This is a genomic window from Mycetocola zhadangensis (assembly GCF_003668565.1).
GTDB lineage: Bacteria > Actinomycetota > Actinomycetes > Actinomycetales > Microbacteriaceae > Mycetocola_A > Mycetocola_A zhadangensis.
Genome location: NZ_RCWJ01000003.1, coordinates 387803 through 404513, shown reverse-complemented (window position 1 = coordinate 404513; position 16711 = coordinate 387803). Strand labels below are relative to the sequence as shown.

Sequence of the window (16711 nt, the reverse complement as noted above, 5' to 3'; positions counted from 1 at the left end):
CCTATGGCGTGTTCCCCGCTTGGGCCGCCAGAATTGGGAGAGTCGAACGAAAGGCCCCCGTGACCCTCACCGTCGGAACCAACTGGTCAGCCAACCACGCCTACCGCGCTCAGCGCATCGAAGCGCCGTCGAGCGTCGAAGAGGTGCAGCGACTGGTCACAGGGGCGAGCGCCGTCCGCGCGCTCGGCACCCGGCACTCCTTCAACCCGATCGCTGACTCCGCCGATCTGCTGCTGTCGACAGCGAACCTCGACTTCGCCCCGCACATCCAGGAGCACGGACGCCTCGTTACGGTCGGCGCCGGCATCCGCTACGGCGAGCTGGCCAGCGAGTTGCAGCGTAACGGCTGGGCACTGTCCAATCTCGCATCGCTCCCTCATATCTCCGTCGGTGGTGCGATAGTAACCGGAACACACGGCTCAGGAAACGGCGTGCGCTCGCTCGCGGCATCCGTCGCAGCCCTCGAAATCGTCACCGCGTCCGGTGACATCCTGCAGTTGCGACGCGGAGACGCCGACTTCGACGGAGCCGTCGTCAGCCTCGGCGCGCTCGGCATCGTCACCCGGGTGGCGCTCGACATTCAGCCCACCTTCGAGATCGCGCAAACCGTGTTCGAGCGCCTCCCATTCGACGCCGCGATCTCGAATTTCGACGCTCTCACCGGTGCCGCGTACAGCGTCTCCCTCTTCACCACCTGGCAGAACCCGGACGTGATCGACCAGGTCTGGCTGAAGAGAAGACCCGAAGCGGATGCTCCGGCGCCAGCGAATCTGTTCGGTGCGGTCCCTGCACCCCAAGACCGCCACCCGTTGCCGGGCATCTCGGCGGTGAACTGCACCGCCCAGAAGGGTGTCCCAGGTGCCTGGCTCGACCGGCTGCCGCACTTCCGGCTCGACTTCACCCCGTCCAACGGTGAGGAACTGCAGTCGGAGTTCCTCGTGCCGAGAGAACACGCCACCGCAGCGCTCGCCGCGGTCCGCGACCTGGCGGGTACGATTTCCCCGCTGCTGCAGGTCTGTGAAGTCCGCACTCTCGCGGCCGACTCGTTGTGGCTGAGCTCGGCTTTCGAGACCGACGCCGTTGGCCTGCACTTCACCTGGTTCCGGAAACAGCCCGAGGTTGAAGCCATCCTGCCCGAGCTCGAGGCGGCCCTCGCTCCGTTTCATGCTCGCCCGCACTGGGGCAAGGTGTTCACCGGCGACCGGGCGTCGCTCGAACGGGTCTACCCGCGGCTCGACGACTTCCGTGCGCTCGCCGCGCGGCTCGACCCGAACCACGTTTTCGTGAACGAGTTCCTGGCGCAGAAGATTCTGCCGGCGTAGCCCCGACCGGCGCAGCACCGCAACCCACGAGCTGCGGTTTCGGCGGTGACTAGGCTTCAGGCATGAGCGACGTTGCCCCGAACTCGACAGACCCGCTGAACTCGACAGACCCTTTGGCCGCGGCACGTGCCGAAGCGGAAGCGCTCGCGGCCGCTGCCGTCAAGGCGCAGGCCGCAGCGGCTGCCGCGCTGCAGCGACTGGAGGACGCAGCGGCCGAGGCCAGGTCGAAAGCCGAAGCACAGGCTGACGACGCGCTCGCACACGCTCACACCGAGACGGATGCCGCGACGGATGCAGCTCGGTCGGCTGCTGACGCGGCCACTCACGCGAAGAACCAGATAACGGATGCCGCGACAGACGCGGCGAGGACAGCATCCGTCGAGGCGACCACCGCTGCAGCCGCCACAACGCATGCCGCCCGTGACGCGGCTGAGCGGTCGGCTGCGACAACTACCGAGGCGGCGACCCGATCTGCGGTCGCCGCGACCGCGTCGGTGCCTGAACCCGAGTTGGCGGCGGTTCCGGTGGCCGTCCCAGATGCACCGTCCGAGGTCGAGGCCAAGGCCACAGGGCCGTTGGGAGCCGACGAGGTGGAACGCATCCGGGCCGGCTACGCCTTCGATGGCGCCGCACTCGAGATGGGTGCGCTCGTCAACGGTGAGCCGCTGCCCGACGTACAGGTGCGCATTCCCCTCGCCATGATGAATCGTCACGGCCTTGTTGCGGGCGCGACGGGCACGGGAAAAACGCGCACGCTGCAGGTGCTCGCCGAGCAACTCAGCGCGAATGGCGTTTCGGTTTTCGCCGCAGACATCAAGGGTGACCTGTCCGGCATGGCCGCCGCCGGCGCGGGCAACGACAAACTTCTTGGCCGCACGGCCGGCATCGGCCAGGACTGGACGCCCGACGCTTTTCCGCTCGAGTACTTCTCGCTCGGCGGCGTCGGCAGGGGAGTGCCAATCCGTGCAACGATCGCTGGCTTCGGGCCCCTCCTGCTCAGCAAAGTGCTCGGCCTCAACAACACCCAGGAGTCGAGCCTCGGCCTCGTCTTTCACTACGCCGATCAAGCGGGGCTTCCGTTGCTCGATCTCACGGACCTGCGCGCCGTCCTGACCTTCCTGGCGAGCGAGGAGGGCAAGCCAGAGCTCAAGGAACTCGGTGGACTCTCCGGCGCAACGGTCGGGGTGATCCTGCGCGAGCTCATCACTCTCGCCGACCGCGGTGCCGATGTGTTCTTCGGCGAACCCGAGATCGACACCGCTGAGTTCCTCCGCACAACCGCCGACGGCAGGGGTGTGATCAGCCTGCTCGAGGTGCCCGGTGTTGGGGACCAGCCCGCGCTCTACTCCACCTTCCTGATGTGGCTGCTGGCCGACCTGTTCAACGACCTGCCCGAGGTGGGCGACCTCGATCAGCCCAAACTGGTGTTCTTTTTCGACGAGGCTCACCTGCTGTTCCGGGACGCGTCAAAGGACTTCCTGGCGCAGATCACCCAGACCGTTCGGCTCATCCGCTCGAAGGGTGTCGGCATCTTCTTTGTCACGCAGACACCGAAGGATGTTCCTGGCGATGTGCTCGCGCAGCTGGGCTCCCGCGTGCAGCACCAGCTGCGCGCATTCACTCCAGACGACGCGAAGGCGCTGCGTGCCACCGTGTCCACCTATCCGACGTCGGGTTACGACCTCGAAGAGACACTGACCATCCTCGGCACAGGCGAAGCCGTCGTCACCGTGATGAACGAGAAGGGTGCGCCGTCGCCTGTCGCCTGGACGCGACTGCGGGCGCCCCAGGGACTTATGTCTCCGAATACGGATGCCGCTATCGAGACTGCCGTGATGGCATCCGCCCTGCTCGAAAAATACGGGACCGCTGTCGACCGCGAGTCGGCACGCGAGATCCTCGCCGCGAAAATTGAGGCCGCGAACCGTGCGGCGGCGGCCGAGGAGGAGGCGCTCGCGCGGGCGAAGGCCGAGGTCGAGTACGCGAAGCAGAAGGCCGCGATGGACAAGGCGGTGGCTGCCGCGCAAAAGAAGGCCGACGCGGAGTACGAGCGGTTGTTGCGGAAGTCGCAGGGCACGACGCGACGCACCAGCACCCGCCAGGAGAGGTCGGTGCTTGAGGAGGTGCTGGGTTCACGGGCAACCAGGACAATTCTCACTGGCGTGGTCGAGGGCATTTTCGGCACACGCCGTCGGCGCTAACCGAGGTTGGCAGTCGTACTGTTCCCCGAATTGCTTTGCGAATCGCGCGCGGCACTGTCGTCCTGTCTCGAATGCTGCGTGGTCAGAGCGAGGTCGATCGTCGAAGTGTTATCGACCCAGCCCCTGTCCTTACTCTTCTGGTGAACCGAGTCCACGACGTGTTGCGCAGCCCTGCGCAGCGACGGAACCCCTGCAAGTGTCATCGCCGCTTCAGCGTACGTGTGGCTCACGTTTTGTCTGACCTCGTCAATGCGGGCCGAAGCCCAGTCGGTGTCGACGCGTATTCTGGCGGCGGCCTTCAAGAGGTGTGCTTTGCCTATTCGCGCGAGTGCATACTCGCCGCCAATCTTCATTGCGGATGCTTCTGGTGGCGAGTTCGGCACGCTCGGGTATGGAGCATGCGAAGCAATGTCGTACAGCGGGGCCAGGGTTTGGCGGTCGCCCGCCAGCAAAATCGAGTAATTTTTCGCGTGCGCGTCTGTCGCCCACGCAGCGATGTTGAACAGTAAGCCGTCGAAAAAACGTGTCCGGCTCTCCTCCCGATCCTTTCTGTTTCTGATTTGCGCGATGAGGTCGGCCATGTGAGCGATTCCCGGACCGCCTCTGTCCTGGTATTTGTGTTCCGGGAGAACCGACAGCGCCTGACAAAAGTCTTCCTGATGAATGCGAGACCACGAGCCTTCTCGTTCGCGGCGGTCATAGCGAGTAGAAACCAAAACCGAAAGGGTGTCGTTCACCATCAGAACATCTGTTTGGGCTGCGGGGATGCCGAAGGCGGCAGCCGCTCGCATAGACAGGTATTCATTCACGTCATGGTTCGCGTAGCCCGCTATTGCCGGTTTCAGGATATGAGTGGTGGGGGTTGAGTCGTGTGGGACCCCCAGCTCTGGTCGGGGAATCGGAAGAGGGCAACTTTGCGTTGTGCCCCTGGGAGGCTCCATTTGCCAGACGCAGGAGGCAGTTCAGAAAGATCAGAGGAGCCGGCAAGATTCACGATCAGCTCCGCGAAATCGGAATCAGAGAGGCGAGTGACATTGCCGCGGTTTGTTGCGGCCTCGTTTGCCTCTTCGCCGGCGGGCAGCACCTGGACGGTTCACTGCTGACGTTTTAGTTGACTTTTATGGTTTGTGGTTTTCAGGCCGCGTGAGCGGCTGGTTTGATTGTCTCAAACTCGATCGGGGTAAGCCGACCAAGTCCTCGGGTTCGACGTCGGCGACAGCGAGAACGAGGGCTTCTGGACCAGCTTCCTGCGCTCGTTGAAGACCCGGGGTCTCGACGGAGTCAAGCTGGTGATGTCTGACGCTCACACCGGGCTGAAGAAAGCCATCGGGACGGTCTTCCAGGGCGCCGGCTGGCAGCGCTGCCGGGTCCATTTCATGCGCAACGTCCTCGCCGTGGTCCCGAAGGGATCCCAGGATATGGTCGCCTCGATCATCCGCACCATCTTCGCCCAGCCCGACCGCGAGCACATCGAGAAACAGTTCCAGGAAGTCACCACGATGCTCGGCCGGTCGCACCCGAAAGTCGCCGTCATGCTCACCGACGCGCAACCCGACCTGCTCGCCTTCGCTGCATTCCCCAGGCGGCACTGGCGACAGATCTGGTCCACGAACCCGTTGGAACGGGTGAACAAAGAGATCAAACGCCGCACCGACGTCGTCGGCGTGTTCCCCAACACCACAGCCCTGCTACGGCTGGCGGGGTCCGTTCTGATCGAGCAGCACGACGAGTGGGAAGCCGGCGAACGCCGCTACTTCTCCGAAGCCTCAATGCTCGAGCTGGCCACCATGAACAACCCCGTCGAGGTCATCGACGAGGCGGTGATCCTCCCCGAACTCGCCGCCGCCTAAACTAGAACAACTGACCCGCACGGTGTTGAGAAACTCCACCACTCAGCGGGACGTGACCAACCGGACCCCGAACACAACCCGATCACACAGGCCCAACAGCCGGTGCCCATCCGAGCCTGGGCCCGCTATCCCGAAGCCGTCGCACGCGTTGAAGGTCGCGCGATCGCCTGGACCAGCAGAGCGGTTCAGATCGAGTGGGAAGACCTCGCGGGTACAACTCACCGAGCATGGGTATGGGCGTCCGCCGTTGACAAAATCTAGGACAAGCCGCGCATGAAGGTCATCGCCACAATTCGCCAGGAAACCCGCCACGTCGAGGCCAAAGATCGCGACTACGCCGCCCGTTCGCGACCGGTCCTGGCGGTGTGTTTGAGCTCCTCGAACACCGCGATCTGTGACCCCGCGGGTGCGTCCAGCCGCGTGTTCAAGGAACTTCAAACGACAACTTGGGAGAGGACTCTCCTGTCACTCGCTTGCGGATGTACGTTCGGACGGTATGGGAGAAAGGAAGAGGGCCGAGAGTATCTCTCGGCCCTCCATCATCTTCAAGCAGTAATACTGATTCGTCGATTAGGGAGCGATCTGGATCGACCATCCGGAGGCGGCCGCGATGGCTGCGACATCGGTGCTGATCACGGTCGCACTGCAGGATCGGCCGCCACCGCCAGGGTTTCCAGTGCAGTTCGTCCCTGAGTTCTGCGGGATCGCGGAGATGATAGTGGTCGCGTATCGCGCTGCCACCCCCGACGCGTTAAGGATCACGTAACCAGGGCCGCCACTGTCGCCGTTCCCCGCCGCAGGCTGGCCGGCTGCTTGTTGAGTTATCAACCCCGAAACGCTGTTCAGGTCACCGCTGTCCAAGGCGTAAGTGAAGTTCCGCTGCTGGACAATGTTGCCGCAGACCACTCCGGACTGTGAGCCCGAGTAGCAGATTTCGGCGCCGAGCGGCGCTGTATATTGCCCTTTGATCGCACCGTAAGCAGTGCTGGTCGGCCCTTGTGTCCACATGTACGGTTGCGAGAAGTTGCTCTTCATGATGGCGCCGTCGTATGCCGGGACCCTCTGGTCGGTCGTACCGTAGTTGTACCAAGAGGTATCCCAGAAACTGTCGTAAGTAACCCAGTACTCACCGGTTCCGCCGCAGTGAGCCGCGAACATTGAGCCCTGTTCGGAGCCTCGTTTGACCGAAAAGCCGCTACTACAACCGCTGCCCATTAAATACGAGTGGATGGATGCGCCACCAAGGTGATAACTCTTGTCGTTCTGACGCGTGTTCGCCGGTGCGAATCCGGCCGACTCCTCGATGACTACCGGGAGCGTACTAAGGCTTTGGATGGCTTCTGAATCGCTTCCCGACCGTTTACTCGCCGGCGAGGAAACCGAGACTTTGAGCGAGGAACCATCTTTGGGAGTGCTGACGCCCACCACGCCGAGGTCAGCTCCGTCGGACATGATCTTTTTCGCAGCTGACTTGAGGTCACCGGGAAGGTACATTGTCTGCGCGATGCTCGTCGTTACAAGTTCATCGGGAGCTTCGTTGACTAGTGCGGACAACTGCTCGGATTCTTCCCCATGCCACCACACGATGACATTCTTGCGGTCCTCCGAGATTTCGACGACATTAAATTGGGGGTTTTCTGCGAGCCCTGCTTGTAGGGAGTCAGTGTATTCGGCCACCTCGAGCGGGATCGCCGGAAGCGTCAAAGCCTCGAACTCATCGCTCGAATCCGCAGAATTGATCTGTGATTCAGTGGCATCGACGAGTTTTCCCCTCTCGTCCTCCGTCGCGCTTACAGCCCCGATACTTCCAAGGACTAGCCCAAGCGAACAGGTAATCGCAGCTGCGCCGCGTGCCAGACTCACTTTTTTCATAGCTTCACCATTTCTCTTCCGGTTTCGTTCGTATATTGGTGGGATGACACTCGGTAATTTGGGGATCCCCTTGCATGCAGGAAGTAACAAGACTTCCCGTGGCCTCCGGGCTGTGGCCGGGGTCGCAGGGAGCGGTCTGCTGCTGCTCGTCGTTGGAGTGCTCGTGCCTCGCACGTGTCCGGCGATGATGCAGATTCTCGATGTCAACGAGATCCAGTGTGGATTGCCCGATTATCGGCCAGCCGTCGCCTGGGGTGCTGGCTTTGGGGTGGTAAGCGGGGCCGTCGTTTCGGCTTTCGCCGCTGTCAGAGGACCGACCATAGGACAGAACGGCAGGACATTTCGCATTGGGATCCTGGTATCCCTCATAGCGAGTGGTCTGGGCTTTGTTGTGATGCTGGCATTGGCTTCCGGACTCGCGCTCGGGACTCTTCGCTGACGCTGCGATGCGTTTAGTTCGTCGATGCGTAGCGATGACGGCCCCCCAGGTTGAGCCTCACACTGGCATAAGGCCAAACGGACCGCGAGACACCAGAACTGAGGTGTTGACTCTATGGGTAGTGCAGGATAGGTTTTACCGGTTCGTTAGCATTCTGGTTTCTGCTTGGCGGGACCGACACTTGCCGCAGCGCCCGATGACTGACCTGGTCGCCATCGTGGGGGAGCCGCACCGACGAGGGATCCAGCTCCGGTCGCTCACTGAGCCGTTCGATACAACCACGGCCGGCGGAGAGCTGTTTTTCCACCTCTGCCGCGTTCGCACGAATGAACAGCCCCACGATCTCCGAGCGCACCACGGCCTACCGTGATGACTCCGGGGCGCATCGCGATCCCCTATCGGACGCCACCCCAGCAAGCTCATGCATCTCTTCGACCAATCGATTCATCGGTCGGCCGCCCGGACAATTGAGACATTTTCAGTATCCGAAACATCGCAGGTCCGCTCCCATTTCTTTCGTTTACAAGAAGTGAGAACTGTGGGTTGATTAGCCAACGAGGGGCAGCCGACAGATTGGAACCGAATGAAATTCACCGATCAAATGACTAAAAGGCGAGGCAACGCCCGTCTTCTCCCCACCCTTATGGTGACCGCTTTCCTCTCAGCCTCTCTGGTGGGATTCGGGGTACAACCAGCTTTGGCTGGTACGGCACAAAGCGCTAATGGCTATTTCACGGCCGGCTCTACCCAGTACTACAACTACGCCTTCGTCAGTACCTCCACAAGTAGGGCCTATGCCGCTACCGGAACCTCGAAGCTCAGCGGATCGACGCCCGCCGGGTGGGCCGGTTCACGGGGCAGGCTCTTCAACAGACAGATAAGAGCGAACGGCGTCTGTTCGGTCGCCAGAGGCGCGCGAATTTGGACGAGCCGCGTGAGCGTCGTTACAACGTCCGAGTGAGCCCGGAAGAGGACGCACAGTTGCGGGCGCGTGCGGTGGTTGCGCGGGTGACGGTTCCGCGGCTGCTGGTCGAATCTGCGATGAACGCACACATTGAGACCGACACCGACCGCAAGGAAGTTATCGCCGAGGTGTTCGCTGTTCGCCGACTGATGGCGAACGTCGCGAACAACGTGAACCAGCTCGCCAGGTTCGCCAACACGGAAAGCACGCTTCCTGCAGAGGCGGAGGCGATTGTGCAGGAGTACCGCGCACTTGTTCCGCGACTCAGTGCGGCTTTGGACAGGCTCGATCAGTCATGATGCCGAACATTACGCGCGGGAACGAGATGACCGGTCTTATGGTCTACCTCGCTGGCGAAGGGCGACACAACGAGCACCAGGAGCAGCACTTGGTGGCGGGCGACTCGGCCATCGTGACGATGTACGGATTCGACCAACTGGACAAGGTGACAGCGCTCAGAATCGCTCGCGACCTCGATGAGCCGCGGACACGGCTCGGGGTCAACGTGACCCGTACAGCACGCGTCACAGATCCGGATACCGGCGTGGTGTCAACGACGCAGGTAGATGCCAATGTGTGGCATTGCTCGCTCTCACTGCGGGCCGAGGAAGGCCAGCTGAGTGACGAGAAATGGGGCGCGATCGCTCAGGACTTCGCCGACCGCATGGGCTTCACCGAAGCCAGCGGGAAGGCACCGTGCCGGTGGGTCGCGGTCCGTCACGGACTCTCCACCAACGGCAACGACCACGTGCACATCGCGGTGTCCCTGGTCCGCGAGGACGGCACCAAGGCGACGACTCACAACGACTTTTCAAGAGCACAGAAGGTCTGCCGTGATCTTGAGCGTGACTACGGGCTGGAACAGCTGGAGAGCCGGGAACAGGTCTGGGGGAGCGGGGCGTCAAGCCCGCGGAACGTGCACGCCAGCAACGCACCGGGGCCGTCGAGGTCGACGCCCACCGGCTCGAACGTACCGTGCGCGCTGCTGCTACAGCGTCGGTAGACGAGGGTGAGTTCGTCCGCCGGCTACGGCGCGGCGGGGTCCTCATTCGGCCCCGTTTCGCCGCTGGACGCGACGACGTTGTGGCCGGCTACTCGGTTGCTCTCCGACCTGCCAAGGGGACCGCACCGATTTGGTACGGCGGCGGGCGGTTGGCTCGCGACCTGACGTTGCCGCGACTGCGCGAAGGATGGCCGGACGCACCCGCCACAGCGCAGGCCGCGGCCGACGAGTGGCGCGCGACCAGCAAAAACCCATGGCAGTACCGACCGGTTGCGCCGGGGCGCGAGGAAACCGCTCCGGATCCGCAACTGTGGAAGCAATACACCGACGAACTGGCGCAGCTCCGCAAGCAGCTGAGGGACGTCCCAGTTTCTGACCGTGCGACGTGGGCCCACGTTGCTCGGGAGACTTCTGGAGTGTTCGCTGCCTGGTCGCAGCGGGTTGAGGCGACGCCTGGACCGCTCGCTGAAACTTCTCGCGAGCTGGCCCGGAGTGCGCACGTCAGGGCGCACCAATCGAAGCCGAAACCAACGCAACTCGGCTCTGCAGCGAACGCCGCAATGATCCTCATGCAGGCCGCCAGTGGCGGGCACGGAACTATGGCCGAAGCCATCATGCTCCGCCAGCTCGGCCGGGTGAGCGTCGCTATCCTCGACGCTCACACCGCAGCCGGCGACGCGCGACGAGCCGAACAGATGACGGCAATGATGCGCGGCAAGTTCGCCCAGGTGCAACAGAGCCTGCCCGAAGTCTCGGCGACAACGACCCGCACAGATGACCGGGTGATGACTTCCGAGAACGAGGCCATGCGCCGCGCGACGGACGGACTTGCCGCGCCCGGCACCGGTTCGCCGTTACCTAACAAGCCGCAACCGAGTAAGCCCAAAACGCCAGTCACGCCACGCGAGCGTGGCGGTCACGGAAGGGATTAGGGGACCGACATGGCCGAAGAAACAGACGGAGTAGGCGAATCGTTTGACGACTCGCTGCGCATCGCGATCACCGTGGCATCGCAGTTCGGAGAGCGAATCTCCCGACTGCGCGAGCAGATGAGCCACACGTGAGAGGCTGCCGCACAGCAGGAGTACCGCGAGCTTGAGAACCGGTTTGAGGCAGAACGTGGCGCAGTTCGCGCCAGCCTCGAACCGGTACGGCACGCCGAGTGGTGGGACAGCGCGAAGGTCGAAGACATTGCCCTGGTCCACGAGACCGCGACCGTGTGGAGAAACCACGACGACGTCGCCCGCGATGCCGGCGACACCATTCGCCGCGAAGTACACGCCCGGTACGGCATCGATGTCGACGCACCAGGCGGCGACGCAACAGCTGTGGCCGCAGTGCTGCGCGAAGCCGAACAAGCTCGCGCTGACGCACGAGCCGAACGGCAGAAAGCGGGGGAGGAGCTAACCGCAAGCCAACTACTTTTCGCCAGCGCGGACCGGCGCGAACGGGAAGCCCAGATCCGGTCGGAGAAAGACAGCAGCAACGTCGACGACGCGGACGTCGCAGACTTCAGCGTAGGTATCAATGAGCGGGACCAGAGCGCGCATGATTACGACAGCTCAGAGCGCCGTCAGCAATTCGCTGCCAGTCTCGAAGAAAGAGGGATTGCAAAAGTCGTGATTGCAGCCAGGCTGCTTGCGGACGGCGAGAACGCGAAACATCCGAGCGAAGCGGTCCGAACGCAAACCGGCAAAGCAGCAAAGGTTCGGAGTAGGCCAATTGGATCAGTACAGGAGCGCACGCGAGGCGGACTTGCTCGCTGAGAGAATCTGCGGGGCGCGATGGTTAGAGTTGTCCAGCAGCATGCTGGACAACTACCGATGGCAGGGGATGCTGAATACGTGAGTGCAATCGAACCGTCTGACTACGGGGCACTGCTAGAAGACCTGAAGCGCCGCGTGCACGGAGCCCGCTACCAGGTGCAACGCAAAGCGAACACGGAGCTGCTGCGGCTGTACTGGCAGATTGGTCAAACCCTCCTGCAGCGCCGAGAAGCGGAGGGGTGGGGGAGTAGAGGCGCAACGAACGCGGCCGTGCGACGGCGTGCTGTGCGTAGAATCGGCACGATGATCACCATTCGCCCGTATCGACCGGATGACCGGCCCGACATCGTCGACGTGTGTGTTCGCACCGGCCGGACCGGCCTGGACGCAACGGGCATGTACTCGAGCGATGACCTGCTGCCTGACATCTATGCACTGCCCTATGTCGACAGCGAGCCCGAGCTGGCGTTCGTCGCAGACAACGGCGAGCGGGTGGTTGGCTACGTGATCGCCGCAGCGAACACCCGCGACTTCGCCTCCTGGTTCTCAAACACCTGGTGGCCGTCGGTCGCCGGGAAGTATGACCACCCGACATCCGACGCTGAAGTCCACACCCTCGCTTCGGCGGGCGACCCGCATCGTATGCTCATCGCCGACGTCGACGACTACCCGGCGCACCTGCACATCGACCTGCTGCCTGAGGCACAGGGGCAGGGGCTCGGCCGCCTGCTCATCGACACGCTGAGGGTGGTGCTGGCCGAACGCGGGATCCCGGGGCTCCACCTCACCATGGGCGCTGACAACACGAACGCCGGTGCCTTCTATCGCCGGCTCGGCTTCACCGAACTCGCCTCGAGCACGCCGACGGCGACAACCTTCGGCATGAGAATCGACAAGCCTTAAGCGAGCGGATGCCACGACTCACGGAAAGCGGATCGGTCGCCGTTCGAACCAGTACAGCATCTCAGGACGCGACGTCTGCAGTTCGTCGAGGGTGACCGGGTGGTCGATGTGCTCGATTGGCGCCGAACTCAGCTGGGCTGCGATGCGGTTGATGCTGTTGCGACTCCAGTACTCGCCGCGCATGCGCAGCAGCGGGCGTCCGTTCGAGTCGAGCACGAACATCTGCAGCCGGGACTGCGACGCCATCGTGCGGTGCATCTCGAGCATGATGACCCGCTCGATGTCCTCGATCTTCGTGTGATTCTCGCCGCCAAAGAACCGAACCTCAACCACCGAAGTCGGCGTCACTGTGACACTCGCCCGGGTGTAACGGTACGCGGCGATCAACACGGCAACGAGGACAACAGCCTGTGCTCCGCCAACCCAGCCCCAGGTTCCCGCAGGAATGGTGAGCCAGTACAGCACAATCATGATCGGAATGCTGAGCGCCAGCAGAGCGGCGATCCCCTGCGCGAGGAGGCTTCGACGAACGTGGACCGTCACTGTGGTCGTGTCTGTAGCCGTCATCGTCCCTGCGTCCCCCGGAGTCAGTCTCTCCTGTTGAGTCGAGTAACACTATCCACAGTTTGGGGGACATGCCAGTTCGGGCCGTAACGCAAAACGCGCCCGTCTGTCGACGAGCGCGTTTTCACATGGCGGAGAATGGGGGATTCGAACCCCCGAGGGCGTTAACCCAACACGCTTTCCAAGCGTGCGCCATAGGCCACTAGGCGAATTCTCCTTGTTCGGTATCTTCGCTACAGCGAATCAACCTCAGCTATCCTATCGTGCCTTTGGGCAGCATCCGACCGCATGGCATCGGCCGCATGGTGCTCGAGCGGCAAACAGCACTGTCCAAAGTCTGTAGAATAGGTGCTGGCTCCTCGCGTGGCGCCATCCAGGCCAACTCCCCCAGGACGGAAACGTAGCAAGGGTAACCGGGCTCTGGCGGGTGCGCGAGGGGTCTTTTACGTTTAAGGCGGCCGAACGCCAGCCCTTTCGGTGGTTCACGCGGGTTCTTAGGATGACCCCATGGTCCCTGACACGGTGAACACCGAGATCCTCGCCCGCATCGACGCATGGTGGAGGGCAGCGAACTACCTTTCCATCGGCCAGATCTACCTGCTCGACAATCCGCTGCTGCGTGAGCCGCTCACGAAAGAACACATCAAGCCGCGGCTGCTCGGGCACTGGGGCACGACGCCTGGACTCAACTTCGTCTACGCGCACCTCAACCGGGTGATCACGGAACGCTCCCAGTCGACGCTGTACATCGCCGGTCCCGGCCACGGAGGACCAGGCATGGTCGCGAACGCCTGGCTCGACGGAACCTACTCCGAGATCTACTCACCGATCACCCGCGACGAAAAGGGGATGAAGCGGCTGTTTCGCCAGTTCTCCTTTCCCGGCGGGATCCCCAGCCACGTCGCCCCTGAGACACCCGGGTCGATCCACGAGGGCGGTGAACTTGGCTACGCGCTCAGCCACGCCTACGGTGCCGCATTCGACAACCCCGACCTCCTCGTCGCCGCGGTCGTCGGTGACGGCGAGGCGGAGACCGGCCCGCTCGCAACGAGCTGGCACTCCAACAAGTTCCTTGACCCGCTGCAGGACGGGGTTGTGCTTCCGATCCTGCATCTCAACGGCTACAAGATCGCCAATCCGACGGTGCTCGCGCGAATCCCTGAAGAGGAGCTGCTCGACCTCATGCGTGGGTACGGCCACCACCCCTACCTCGTCTCCGGCGGGTTCGACGGCGAGGACCCTCTGCTCGTGCACGAGCGCATGGCCAGCACCCTCGACACGGTTCTCGACGAGATCGCCGACATCCGTCGCACCGCCGAGGCGCAGCGTGATGCGGGAGAGGACGTCACCCGGCCGCGCTGGCCGATGATCATCCTTCGAACGCCGAAGGGCTGGACCTGCCCGGCCGAGATCGACGGCTTGCCGGTCGAGAACACCTGGCGGGCACACCAGGTTCCGCTAGCCAACGCGCGAGACACGGAAGAACACACGCGGATTCTTGAGGACTGGCTGCAGAGCTATCGACCGGACGAGCTGTTCGACGGGGACGGCCGGTTGCTCGACGACATCGCCTCACTCGCGCCATCCAGCGAGCTGCGGATGAGTGCAACACCGCACGCGAACGGCGGTGTGCTTCGCCGCGACCTTGAGCTGCCGAACTTCCGCGACTACGCCGTCGATGTTCCCTCGCCCGGCGCGACCACAGCCGAGGCCACCACGGTGCTCGGCATTTGGTTGGCGGACGTGATCCGCGACAACCCCGACAATTTCCGGATCTTCGGGCCGGATGAAACCGCGTCGAACCGGCTGGCACCCTCGGTCTACGAGCACACCGGCAAACAGTGGAGCGCAGAGATCCTCCCGATTGACCAGAACCTCGTCCGCGCCGGTCGGGTGATGGAGGTGCTGAGCGAGCACCAGTGCCAGGGCTGGCTCGAGGGGTACCTGCTCACCGGCCGTCACGGCCTGTTCAATTGCTACGAGGCCTTCATTCATATCGTCGACTCGATGGTCAACCAGCACGCCAAGTGGCTCAAGACCGCTGGCGACATTCCCTGGCGGCGTTCCATCCCGAGCCTTAACTACCTGCTGTCCAGCCACGTCTGGCGGCAGGACCATAACGGATTCAGCCACCAGGACCCCGGCTTCATCGACCACGTCGTGAACAAGAAGGCCGATGTCGTTCGGGTCTATCTGCCACCGGATGCCAACACCCTGTTGTCGACATACGATCACGTTTTGCGGTCGGTCGACTACGTCAACGTCGTCGTGGCTGGCAAGCAGCCACAGGCCAACTGGCTGAGCATGGACGAGGCCATCGCGCACTGCAGCCGCGGACTCGGCATCTGGGACTGGGCCGGAACGGAGAAGCCGGGCACCGAGCCGGATGTGGTGCTGGCGTGCGCGGGAGACGTGCCGACCCTCGAGACGCTCGCAGCGGCATCCGTTCTTCGAAAAAATCTCCCCGACCTGAAGGTTCGGGTGATCAACGTTGTCGACCTGATGCGGTTGCAGGCGGAATCCGAGCACCCGCACGGGTTGAGCGACCGCGAATTCGACGCGCTGTTCACCGTCGACAAGCCTGTGGTGTTCGCATATCACGGGTATCCGTGGCTGATTCATCGGCTGTCGTACAAGCGCAACGGACACGAGAACATTCACGTGCGCGGGTACAAGGAGGAGGGGACGACGACGACGCCGTTCGACATGGTGATGCTCAACGATCTCGACCGGTACCGGCTCGTCATCGACGTGATCGATCGGGTGCCTGGCCTCGGAACGCGCGCGGCCGGGTTGCGCCAGCGAATGCAGGACGCGCGGATCGTGGCTCGGCAGTACACCAGGGATCACGGCGAGGACATTCCTGAGGTGGCGACCTGGCAGTGGTCGGCCGAGGGTTCTGCTGGGGTGTCGCAGGAGGACGCCCAGGAGCGTGTCGAAGAAACGGGGAGCTGAACAGCCCGGAAACCGGAGACGCGCTGCTGTCGGCAGATGCGTGAGACGCGCCGTGAGAAATTCAGGCGAGCGCTTCGGTAATTTGTGGCGGCCAGCCCGTTAGATTCAGTATCAACAAGGAGGATTTCCCGTGACTCTCGATTCGCAAGTGATACGACCCGCCCGTCTGGCCTCCCAGCGCATGCACGCCCTCCAGAACGACATCATGGACCTGATCCTTCGACGGAACCTGGATGTCGGGAACGCTATGCCGACGGAGAGCGAGCTCTGCGCCGAGCTCGGGGTCGGCAGAAACACGGTTCGCGAAGCGCTCAAGGTGCTGCAGGCGCTCGGTGTTGTCGAGATTCGTCACGGCTTCGGCACCTTCGTGGCCGCGACCAGTTTCGCGTCCCTCGGATCGAGCCTCGCCTTCCGCGGCCGGCTGTCGCTTCGGCACGGCGGCCAGGAAGCGCTCGAGCTTGTTGATGTGAGGCAGGCCCTTGAGTCCGGACTTGTGGGCTCAGCCATCGACGCGACAACCGAGGCCGACATCGTCATCCTCGACGAACTGGTGACCGCGATGGAGACCCGCGCACAGCAGGGACTCGCCTTCCTCGAGGAGGACCAGGAGTTCCACCGCCACCTCTACACGCCCCTGCGTAACGAACTTCTGTCCAACCTGCTCGAGGTGTTCTGGAACGTCTACCGCCAGATCCACGAGGAAGTCGGTGTTGAGCAGCACGGACTGATCGAGAGCGCTCAGCAGCACCGTGAGATCCTCGACGCCGTGGTGCACCGCGACAAGATTCTTGCCGCCGAGCGCATCAACCTGCACTTCACCGGCATCCGAACGCACCTGACCGCACTCGGAGGATAACCCGGCGCGTGCGCGG

The 16711-nt window shown here is 63.1% G+C and carries 13 protein-coding genes, 1 tRNA gene, 1 other RNA gene and 1 pseudogene; 12 read left to right on the top strand and 4 right to left on the bottom strand.

Annotation, left to right across the window (positions count from 1 at the left end; translation table 11 throughout):
* Positions 1–59: 59 nt before the first annotated feature.
* Both D9V28_RS12540 and D9V28_RS12535 read left to right on the top strand, forming a co-directional pair.
* Complete coding sequence (locus tag D9V28_RS12540) at positions 60–1322, top strand: D-arabinono-1,4-lactone oxidase (RefSeq protein WP_121660068.1); 1263 nt, start codon at positions 60–62, stop codon at positions 1320–1322.
* Between the two features lie 62 nt (positions 1323–1384).
* On the top strand, positions 1385–3523 hold the full coding sequence (locus D9V28_RS12535) for a helicase HerA-like domain-containing protein (RefSeq protein ID WP_121660067.1): 2139 nt from the start codon (positions 1385–1387) through the stop codon (positions 3521–3523).
* Here the strand turns inward: D9V28_RS12535 and D9V28_RS12530 are convergent.
* Complete coding sequence (locus tag D9V28_RS12530; RefSeq protein ID WP_121660066.1) at positions 3520–4464, bottom strand: HipA domain-containing protein; 945 nt, start codon at positions 4462–4464, stop codon at positions 3520–3522. The genes D9V28_RS12535 and D9V28_RS12530 overlap by 4 nt on opposite strands.
* A gap of 249 nt (positions 4465–4713) precedes the next feature.
* Here D9V28_RS12530 and D9V28_RS12525 point away from each other — a divergent pair.
* Positions 4714–5373 (top strand): annotated as a pseudogene (locus tag D9V28_RS12525) (IS256 family transposase); the annotation flags it as partial.
* A 570-nt stretch (positions 5374–5943) separates the two neighbouring features.
* On the opposite strand, the gene D9V28_RS12520 reads toward D9V28_RS12525, so the two are convergent.
* Entirely contained in the window at positions 5944–7245 is a 1302-nt protein-coding gene (locus tag D9V28_RS12520) for a chymotrypsin family serine protease (protein ID WP_121660064.1), read from the bottom strand.
* A gap of 1279 nt (positions 7246–8524) precedes the next feature.
* Here D9V28_RS12520 and D9V28_RS12505 point away from each other — a divergent pair.
* The 6 genes from D9V28_RS12505 to D9V28_RS12490 all read left to right on the top strand — a co-directional run bounded on the left by D9V28_RS12505 (position 8525) and on the right by D9V28_RS12490 (position 12320).
* The gene (locus D9V28_RS12505; RefSeq protein ID WP_121660061.1) at positions 8525–8947 is read left to right on the top strand and encodes a plasmid mobilization protein; all 423 of its coding nucleotides are present in this window, start codon (positions 8525–8527) and stop codon (positions 8945–8947) included.
* Positions 8944–9651, top strand: a complete 708-nt coding sequence (locus tag D9V28_RS16355; RefSeq protein WP_229728007.1) for a relaxase/mobilization nuclease domain-containing protein — start codon at positions 8944–8946, stop codon at positions 9649–9651. Before D9V28_RS12505 ends, D9V28_RS16355 begins: the two co-directional genes overlap by 4 nt.
* Positions 9624–10583 carry a hypothetical protein gene (locus D9V28_RS16350; protein ID WP_229728009.1) on the top strand — a complete coding sequence of 320 codons (960 nt, stop codon included), beginning with the start codon at positions 9624–9626 and terminating at the stop codon, positions 10581–10583. The genes D9V28_RS16355 and D9V28_RS16350 overlap by 28 nt, the downstream gene beginning before the upstream one ends.
* A 9-nt stretch (positions 10584–10592) precedes the next feature.
* The gene (locus tag D9V28_RS16450) at positions 10593–10715 is read left to right on the top strand and encodes a hypothetical protein (protein WP_268234424.1); all 123 of its coding nucleotides are present in this window, start codon (positions 10593–10595) and stop codon (positions 10713–10715) included.
* A gap of 153 nt (positions 10716–10868) precedes the next feature.
* Positions 10869–11417: a hypothetical protein gene (locus tag D9V28_RS12495; protein ID WP_121660060.1), complete on the top strand. Its 549-nt coding sequence runs from the start codon at positions 10869–10871 to the stop codon at positions 11415–11417.
* 78 nt (positions 11418–11495) lie between these two features.
* Positions 11496–12320 carry a GNAT family N-acetyltransferase gene (locus tag D9V28_RS12490; protein WP_183086528.1) on the top strand — a complete coding sequence of 275 codons (825 nt, stop codon included), beginning with the start codon at positions 11496–11498 and terminating at the stop codon, positions 12318–12320.
* A gap of 18 nt (positions 12321–12338) precedes the next feature.
* Here D9V28_RS12490 and D9V28_RS12485 read toward each other — a convergent pair whose 3' ends face one another.
* Both D9V28_RS12485 and D9V28_RS12480 read right to left on the bottom strand, forming a co-directional pair.
* Positions 12339–12887 (bottom strand): hypothetical protein, encoded by a 549-nt coding sequence (locus D9V28_RS12485; protein ID WP_121660058.1) that lies wholly within the window; start codon positions 12885–12887, stop codon positions 12339–12341.
* Positions 12888–13013: 126 nt separating this feature from the next.
* Positions 13014–13101: transfer RNA gene (locus D9V28_RS12480), tRNA-Ser, on the bottom strand.
* A 133-nt stretch (positions 13102–13234) separates the two neighbouring features.
* Between D9V28_RS12480 and ffs the strand changes: the two genes are divergently transcribed.
* From ffs to D9V28_RS12465, 3 genes are all read left to right on the top strand, one after another.
* Positions 13235–13331: signal recognition particle sRNA small type (gene ffs / locus D9V28_RS12475), an RNA gene on the top strand.
* Between the two features lie 60 nt (positions 13332–13391).
* Positions 13392–15839 (top strand): phosphoketolase family protein, encoded by a 2448-nt coding sequence (locus tag D9V28_RS12470; protein ID WP_121660057.1) that lies wholly within the window; start codon positions 13392–13394, stop codon positions 15837–15839.
* A gap of 130 nt (positions 15840–15969) precedes the next feature.
* Entirely contained in the window at positions 15970–16695 is a 726-nt protein-coding gene (locus tag D9V28_RS12465; RefSeq protein WP_229728011.1) for a FadR/GntR family transcriptional regulator, read from the top strand.
* Positions 16696–16711: the final 16 nt, after the last annotated feature.